The sequence below is a fragment of the Methylobacterium sp. E-041 genome (assembly GCF_022829665.1).
GTDB lineage: Bacteria > Pseudomonadota > Alphaproteobacteria > Rhizobiales > Beijerinckiaceae > Methylobacterium.
The window spans coordinates 1-604 of record NZ_JAKSYQ010000302.1 but is presented as its reverse complement, the minus strand read 5'-3'; the positions used below and the strand labels follow the sequence as shown (position 1 = coordinate 604).

The window sequence follows — 604 nt, the reverse complement described above, 5'->3', positions numbered from 1 at the left end:
CGCCGAGCCTCCACCAAGCGCTTACCGCAGGCGCTTTGCCGAGATCGTAGAAGCCGTCGTTCTTGGTGGCGTCGCCTCAGCGCTGCTCCCATGCCAGCGCGTTGATCGGGTCGAGCGTCGTCGCATCACGCATGTCTCGATCGTGTGGTGGAGGCTGCCGCCGCGATCTCGCGGCGTTAGGCGGCGCGGTTCGGGGTCGGCATCGCGACGTCCATCCGTTGGATAGCAACGCTGAGCGCGATCGGGACGGTGCCCGCCCTTGCGGACGAGCGGCCACCGTCCCTGTCGTCGTGAGCGCGGCCATCCAGCGGATCGAGGTCGTTGCCGCGGCCTTCACCACGCGCTCGCGCAGGTCCTGGCTGTAGGGTCGGCCCATGCTTCGCTCCTTCTCAAGAGCGATCAGTGAATCAGCCCAACAGCTTCGCGTGAACCCCACCTGCCCGATTCAGCGCAGCCCGAAAACGCTCTAGGTGTTTGGTCCCGGCATTTGGTGGAGCGGGTTTGACCTGAAGCGACCGGGCTCGGCGGACCATGCTTTGCAGATGGCCTCGTAGGGCGTGAGACCCCGCAGGGTCTTCAGGCGGCGGCCAAAATTGTAGGCGCT

3 pseudogenes are annotated in these 604 nt (G+C 66.1%); 1 reads left to right on the top strand and 2 read right to left on the bottom strand.

The window, feature by feature from the left end:
* Nucleotides 1–144: 144 nt before the first annotated feature.
* Nucleotides 145–252: pseudogene (locus MKK70_RS29855) on the top strand (IS630 family transposase); the annotation flags it as partial.
* A gap of 1 nt (nucleotide 253) precedes the next feature.
* Here the strand turns inward: MKK70_RS29855 and MKK70_RS29850 are convergent.
* Both MKK70_RS29850 and MKK70_RS29845 read right to left on the bottom strand, forming a co-directional pair.
* Nucleotides 254–376 (bottom strand): annotated as a pseudogene (locus MKK70_RS29850) (IS630 family transposase); the annotation flags it as partial.
* Nucleotides 377–466: 90 nt separating this feature from the next.
* Nucleotides 467–604: pseudogene (locus MKK70_RS29845) on the bottom strand (IS481 family transposase); the annotation flags it as partial.